Source organism: Oceanithermus desulfurans (genome assembly GCF_014201675.1).
Classification (GTDB): domain Bacteria; phylum Deinococcota; class Deinococci; order Deinococcales; family Marinithermaceae; genus Oceanithermus; species Oceanithermus desulfurans.
Map to the genome: position 1 here is coordinate 21203 of NZ_JACHEZ010000013.1, position 7412 is coordinate 28614.

The 7412-nt window shown below is 72.0% G+C and carries 3 protein-coding genes; 1 reads left to right on the top strand and 2 read right to left on the bottom strand.

Annotation, left to right across the window (positions count from 1 at the left end):
* Positions 1-17: 17 nt before the first annotated feature.
* Positions 18-809, top strand: a complete 792-nt coding sequence (locus tag HNQ05_RS11950; protein ID WP_147148847.1) for a DUF4388 domain-containing protein — start codon at positions 18-20, stop codon at positions 807-809.
* On the opposite strand, the gene HNQ05_RS11955 is transcribed toward HNQ05_RS11950, so the two are convergent.
* Both HNQ05_RS11955 and HNQ05_RS11960 read right to left on the bottom strand, forming a co-directional pair.
* A complete protein-coding gene (locus HNQ05_RS11955) occupies positions 806-5977 on the bottom strand; it encodes a DUF11 domain-containing protein (protein ID WP_147148845.1) in 5172 nt (1723 codons plus the stop codon). The genes HNQ05_RS11950 and HNQ05_RS11955 overlap by 4 nt on opposite strands.
* Positions 5974-7412, bottom strand: a 1439-nt coding sequence (locus tag HNQ05_RS11960; protein WP_183677859.1) for an Ig-like domain-containing protein, incomplete at its 5' end; no start/stop codon positions are given. The genes HNQ05_RS11960 and HNQ05_RS11955, both read right to left, overlap by 4 nt.

Below are 7412 nucleotides of genomic sequence, written 5' to 3' on the forward strand. Positions count from 1 at the left end.
TAAAATGAACGGGCGCCATGGAAGGCACCTTCGCCCTGCTCGGACCGCTCGACCTGCTGCAGCTCCTCGCCCGCGGCGGGAAGAAGGGGGTGTTCCAGACCCTCGCCCCCTCGGGTAAGGGCGCCGTCTACCTGCACGGCAGCCGCGTGACCCACGCCCACTGGAGCGGGGTCGTGGGCGAGGAGGCCATGATGCGGGTGCTCCTGCTCAAGGAGGGCCGCTTCCGCTTCATCGAGGGCGCCGAGGCCGACGAGATCACGCTCGAGCGCGGCCTGGACCACTACCTGCTCCAGGCCATCCGCCGCCTCGACGACCGCGTCGAGGTCACCCCCTTCGACCGCGTCAGGTTCGGCCGCGGAGGTCGCGTGGGCCACCTGACCCTCAACCCCGACGAGCTGGCGCTCTTCACCCACCTGAGCAAACCCGTCTCGGTCCTCGATCTGGCGGTGGCCAGCGAGAGGTCGCTGCGCACGGTCATGACCACGCTGGGCCACCTGGCGCGCCTGGGCGTGATCGAAGTGGAACACCGCGCCCCCCACACCGCCCGCCTCACCCTGGCGCTGCAGGACCCGCTGCCCCCCTACGCCCACGTGGACGAGCTGCTGCTCTCCGCCTGGCGGCTGCACTACGGCCGCTTCGACCACGTCCACGTACGGGTGGACAACCGCACCCTCAAGCTTCCCGTGCGCGGCTCGGAAGACCTGGGGGGGCGGCTGCTGCTGGGCACCGGCCAGCTGATCATGCACGAACTGAACGCCGGCCAGACCCTGATGGTCTGGCCGGCGTTGCCGGGCGGCCCGCAGGGCTAACGCCCGCGGCCGAAGAGGTCGAGGCGCAGGTAGACGCCGGGACGCGACTCCGGGGTGAGCCCCGCAAAGCCCCCGAAGGTGTACCCCAGGTTGAGCCAGACCGGATCGGCCAGGCGCAGGCTGCCCTCGAGGTTGAAGGCGGTATGCGAGGCCGCTGCCGCGGGCTGCCACAGCAGGTAGGCTCCGGCCCCCACCCCGAAGCGCCCGCCGAAGTAGTAGTTGCCGCCCAGGCCGATCTGGTAGAGGTTGGCGGCGGCGTCGGCGAAGTCGATCCGGTACGCGGCGCTGGGACGCAGCTGGAAAGCGAGCGAGGGGTGCCAGGTGGGGGCGAACTCGCCCTCGAGCTGGGTGGCGGTGCCGCTGCGGAGGCGGTGGTAGGTGAGGAACTGCAACACCCTGCCGCGGTAGGCGTAGGCCAGGGTGAAACGGCCGCGGCTGGGCCCGCCGAAGCTGTAGTTGGCGTCGAAGGAAACGGCCTGCCGTTCGTCGAGACGCCCGCTGGCGCCGCTGCGCAGCGTCAGCTTGGACCCGCCCGTACCCACGCTGCCCTCGATGCCGAAGGTGGCGCTGAGGTCGTCTTCCTGGTAGCGCACCCCGGCGCCGGCGGCGGCGCGGCGATCGGGGGAGGCCAGGCTCTGCTCGTAGCCTGCGAAGACGTCGAGGCTGACGCGTTCGCTGACCGGGAAGGGGGCTTCGATGCCGAAGCGGGCGCGGTTGCCCCTGCCCGAGGCGTTGGGCAGCAGGTAGTCGAGGTGCAGGTTCGCGGGCCCCAGCCGCTGGGTCAGACCCAGGGTGCCGGAGAGGCCGCGGCCCCAGGTGTAGGCCAGCTCGCCGGTGGCGGCCAGGTCGGCGTCGATGGCCCGCCGCAGCGAGAGGGTGGTGAGCGAGGGGGCCACCGAGAAGCTCTGGGCGTGGGTGAGGGTGAGCCGGGTCGCCCCGTCGCGGTAGCCCACGCGGCCCAGGGCCTCGAGCGAGCCGGTGCTCCACTCGTACCCCAGCCCTGCCCCGGCTTCGAGGCGGTCCGAGAGGCGGCGCTCGAAGAGGAGGGAGGTGCGGTTGTACAGGCTCGTGCCGCGGTGCTCGAAGGCCAGGGTGTTGCGGTCGCTCAGCGCCCCCGCAACCCGCAGGCTGCCCTGGAGTTGTCCGTCGTAGCGCAGGTTTCCGCCCGCCGAGAAGGCCCCCTCGCGCCCGGAGGCGCGCAGCCCGAAGACCTGGCGGCCGGCGTCGAGGCCGTAGCTCACCGCGGCGCTGAAGGCGGGGGTGGTGTAGCCCAGCTCGGCCCCCAGCTTCCAGGAGGCGCCCTGGTCGAGCGTGGCCGCGGCGGCGCCGAAGCTGAAGGGGCCGCGGCGGTAGACCGCGCCGGCGCCCAGGGCCAGGGTGTCGCGCGGCGCCGAAGCGGGCGCGTAGGTCACGACCAGGCGCACCGGTGCGCCGTAGGCGTCGCGCGGCCAGAGGGGCTCGGCCAGGGTGAGGGTGCCCGAGGCGGCGTCGAGCACGTAGTCGCGCAGCGGCTGGAGCCGGGTCTCCAGCGCCCCCTCGCGCAGGATCACCTGCTCGCTCCCCGCCCGCACCGGCTGCGCCAGGGCGTAGACGCGGGTGCCGTCGGGCACGATCTCCTCGGTCGTCTCGCTGCCGGGCAGCAGGGCCACGAACGCGCCGGCGTTCACGTCGCCGCGGTACTGCCCCACCAGCGCGGTGGCGCGCGGCATGCCGGAGAGGGCCGGGAGGGCGAGCGGCGTGCGGTAGTAGCCCGCGGTCACGTCCTCGCGCTGGTAGCGCAGCGCCACGCCGTCGTCGGAGAGGAGGGGCTCCTGCGCCTCTTCTCCGGAACCCGTGAGCGGGTACCGCCGGTCGGGCCGTTCCTCGTCGCCGAGGCCGGGGTGCACGCCCAGGCCCGCGGCGGTGAGGTTGGCCTGGGTGTCGAGCGCCCCCTCGAGCGTGCCGCCCGCGATCGGCGCTTCCAGGTAGCCGCGGGCCAGGCCGCCCAGCTCGAAGCCGCCGCCGTAGCGGGCGGTGATGCTGCCCTGGGCGAACCAGAGGGTGCGCTCCGGAGCGGGGACGTAGAAGCTTTCGTCGTAGCGCAGCTCGCCGTCGGCCACCCGCACCCTTGCCATGCCGGGGGAGGGGGCGGGCTCGAGCTCCACCTCGGCCACACCGCCCTGCAGGCGCACCTGGTAACCCGAGATTTCAGGAGCGGCGTCAGGCGTAATCGGCTCGGGACGGGTCTGCAAGGTGAGGTAGCCGTCGCCCTCGGGTTCGCCGTCGCCGCCGTAGCGAACGACACGTACCCGCAGCGGCGTGCGTCCGTCGGCCACCGCTTTCACGGGCTCCACGGCGACGGTGCCGGGTTCGCCCGGGCGCACGGCGCGGGTGGGGACGCCTTCGCCGCCGGCGAGCCGGCGGGCGCCTTCGTAGGCCTGCTTCAGGGGTTCGCCCACCAGCGCCAGCTCGCGGTCGCCCGTGAGCAGCGTGAGCTCGGGCTCGGCGAGCGGCGGCAGCGCGTCGCTGTGCTCGAGCGCGTAGGTCAGCTCACCCTGCGCCTCGAAGGGCAGCAGCCAGTAGAGGCGGCCCTCTGAGTCCACGCGCGGATCGGCCACGGGGGCGCCGTCCAGGCGGCTGCTGCCGAGGCGGTAACGCGCCCCCTCGGGTACGGCGTGGCGGACGATCAGGGCGTCGCCCTTGCCCTCGACGGCGAAGGGCAGGCGCACGGTGGAGGAGCGCTCCAGGGTAAGGGGCTCGAACACGGTGAGCGCCGCCTCGACCGGATCGGCCGCGGGAACCTCGCCCACGAAGACGGCGGCGCGGTTCACGTAGTCGCCCGGGGCTTCCGGATGCGCCGGGTACGCGAACGAACGCGCCTCACCGGGCTGCAGGGTGACGGTCGCTTCCTCGGCCTCCATGCCCAAGCCCGCCTCGGGGGTCTCCACCAGGCGGAGCGTGAGCGGGTGGTCGGTGGGGTTCTTCACCTCCACGTGGAACGTGGCCGCCTCCCCCGCCTGCAGCCGCTTTGGCGTAACGCTCTTGGCGAGCCCGGCGGGCACGCGCCGCAGGGTGTCCGGCGCGGTCAGCTCGCCGGCGTTCGATTGCAGCACCGCCTGGAACCGTCCCGTGGCTTCTCCACCCGCCTGCACCCGCGCCGGGTAGCAGTGCTCGGTCTTGCCGCCAGGCGGCAGCTCGCCGCGGAAGTGGGGGGGCTCGAGCGGCTCCACCCAGTCGGGGAAGGCGTCGTCGAGGGTGTACACCAGCGGCGCCTTGCCAGGGTTGCTCAGCTGCAGGCAGACCTCGATCCCCTCGCCGGGAACGACGATCCGCTTGTCCAGGGTACGGGCGAGCTCGGCTCCCGGCGCGAGGACCGTCACCGAAGCCTGCGCCCGGGCGACCTCACGACCGTCCTGTTCGAGGTAAGCGATGTTCTCGAGCGTCCCCCGGGCGTCTTGCGCGACGCGAGCGGTCAGCTCGATCTCGCGCACCTCGCCGGGTTCGAGGCTCAGGGTGCGGTTCAGCTCGGCTCCGCTCAGACCGGCCGGCAGCGCGTCCCGCAGCCGCACCGACCCCGCAGCCCCTCCGCGGTTGGTGACGCGCAGGAGGAAACGGGCCGTGCCCCCGGGGGTGACCTCGGGGGTGAGGGCGCGCTTCTCGAGGCCGAAGGCGGCGGGCTCGTGTACGGTCAGGCGCACGCTCGCCTCCGCCGTGCAGGGTGTGGCCACGGCACGCAGGGTGTACGAGCCGGCCTTCACGGCGCGCGCCTGCAGCTCGAGTTCGAGCGGCCGCGCGGCGAAGACGGTGCCGGACGCCGAGGCCGCACCCTCCAGCTCCACGCCCGCAGGCGCGGCCAGGTCCAGCTCCGCCGGAAGCGGGAAGGGGTAGTCGCTGGCGAGCCGGGCACGGATCCTGAAGCTTTCGCCCACGCTCGCCGCGGCGGGGTCGGCCGTCAGGCCGAGGCGCAGACGCGGTTCGAGGACCAGGTCCAGGCGCGTGCGCGCGCCGGGCCGCACCTCCACGTCCGCCGGGGCGCGTACGGAGGCGCCGGGAACGCTCAGTTGCACGGGGTAGCGCCCCGCGGGCAGGGCCAGCTCGGCCCGCCCCTGCTCGTCCAGGGTCACGCGGTGGTCGCCCAGCGTCAACGTCAGGGGCGCGGGGGTGCGCACGGCGTCGCAGACCGCCGCGGCCCGCACCTCGAGCACACCCGTCTTGGGGCGCAGCACGAAGCGCACCGCGCCGCCTCCGGGACCGAAGAGCGCGTGGGTTTCGTCCAGCTTGCGGCCGTTCCGCACCTCGGTGGCCACGTGGGTCCATCCCTCGGGAACACCGTTCAGGACCACGGTGCGGTCGTAGTAGCCGCGGGTCACGTAGGCGGCGCCCTCCACCGCCCGGCCCTGCTCGTCCACCACCTCGACCACGACGGGATCGAGGAAGATCTGGAAGCCCACGGTGTTGGTGTACTGCCGCGCCCCTTCGGGCTGCCGGAAACCGAAGCGGTAGGTGCCCGCTTCGTCCACCAGTAACCGCGTCCACTCGCCGTTGCCGGGGGTGGGCAGCGGCGTGACCCGCCCGTCCGGACGCTCCACCCGCACCTCCAGCTCACGCGGACCGTCCCCATCGAAGACGCCCACGCGGATGGGTGCCTCCCACCCCCGCCGGGAGAAGCGGAAGGGGTACTGCCACTTGGGACCGTGCACGTTGTAGGTCGTCATCGAACCCGGTGCCACCTGCAGGGTCGCCTTGGCGGCATCGGCCAGCAGTTTGAAGGCCAGGGCGTTCTTGCCGTTGCCAAAGAACTGCATGTCGATCAGGTAGTCGCCGGAGGCGAGGTCGCCGTTGATCAGCGTGTACCAGCGGTGCGGCTCGTTACCGTACTCCTTGCGCAACCGCAGCGTACCCGAGGCGTCGAAGATGCGGATCAGGGTCTTGAGCTCGTCCGTACCGCCGTCGTACCGCTCGTCGCCCAACTCGTCGGGCGACCGGTAGTCGTTCGGATCGAAGCCGGGCGAAAAGACCTTGAGCACCACCGGGGTGGTCTCGGTCACCCGCAGCACCAGCTCCAGGCGGGCGGTGTCCCACCCCAGCTCGGTACCCGGGATGACCAGGGGATGCTGCCCCACCTGGCCAAGTGCGCCTACGGCCAGCTGGGCCAACAGGAAGAAGAACAGATAGCTAAGGCGTTTCACTGGCCCCTCCAGTAAAGTTCGGGATCGGTCAGCACCGCTCTCCCCTCCAGCTCGTACGTTCGCGTCAGCTCCGTGACCGGTTCGTCGAAGGTGAACCTGCGCGCTCCCCCTCCGGGAAGCGGGTCCACCACCACGACGCCCTTCACGGCGCGCTCGCTCGTCAGGTGGAGCACCACACGGTAGCGCCCCTCGTCCAGCGGAATCAGGGTCTTGGTCAAGGTAAGCGGTCCGTAGCGCAGCACGGTGGCACGCACCGCGTCCACGACGCCGGCGGGAGCCGCCAGCGGGAAGTCGCTGACCGTCAGGCCCCAGGCGTGCACACGGTGCACGTAGCCACCCGTCGTCGCCTCGGGGTGAGGCAGCGGCTCGAAGGGGGCGCTGGCCTCGTCCAGCACCACCATCCACACGCCCGCCGGAACCTCGCGGAACGCGTAGTTGCCGTTGGCGTCGGTGAGCACCTGCCGGCCGTTCGAAAGCAACACCCGCGCACCCGGCAAGGGGCGGTCGTGCCCGGGGTCGAAGACCCCGTCGCGGTTCAGGTCAAAGTAGACCCGGCCCACCAGCGTCGCCCGCCGGTCCGCGAAGACCGCGTCGGCCAACTTGACGACGGCCAGCGCCTGGGCCTCGGCGATCACGTAGGTGTCGTGCTCCTGGGCGCGCACCCGCGCGCGGTTCTCCAGCTCTCCGCCGGCACCCGCCAGCACGCGCATGCGGTAGGTCACCTTCATCGCGGCACCGGGATCGAGCTGCAGGCCGGTCCACACGAGACGACCGTCGCTTACCGTCGGATCCGCCGGGTCGGCGCTGCCGTCGACGTAGCTCAGGTGGGCGTCGGGAACGTCGATCAGATCAAAGACGACGCTGACGTCGCTGGGGTTGTTCACCCAGAGCGTATAGGTGAGCACGTCGCCGATCCGTGCCGTTTCCGGTGCCACCGTCTTGCGAAGCAGCAACTGAACGTCGGGGCGAGGGGTGATCTGCGTGGTCACGCCGTCTTCGTTGTCGTCCGGGTTGGGATCGTCGACGTCGCTGGACACGCTTGCTCGGTTTTCCAAGGCGCCGCTGTAGTGCGGATCCACCTGCCCACGCAGCTGCAGGGTTACGGTCGCGCCGCTGGTGATGGTTCCCAGGTTGACGCTCCCTGGCCAGGACGACCAGGTCGCGCCCCCATCGAGGCTGTACTCCGGATCGAGGAAAGCCACGGGCACTTCATCGGTCACGGTAGCGTTCGTGGCCGCTCCCGGCCCCGCGTTACGCACCACCAGGGTGTAGGTCAGGATCTGCCCCGCCTGCCCGGTGGCGTCGGCCTGCTTGTCGATCGAAAGGTCGGCGCTCGGTACGACGGTCACGTTCACGGTGGCCGTGGTGCAGTCGCCGTCGGCGTCGCAGATCCGGTAGGTGAAGCTGTCGGGACCGCTGTAGTTGGCGTCGGGGG

Coding starts and splice junctions, on each gene's coding strand:
- HNQ05_RS11950 (WP_147148847.1), top strand. CDS start 18: ATGGAAGGCACCTTCGCCCTGCTCGGACCGCTCGACCTGCTGCAGCTC.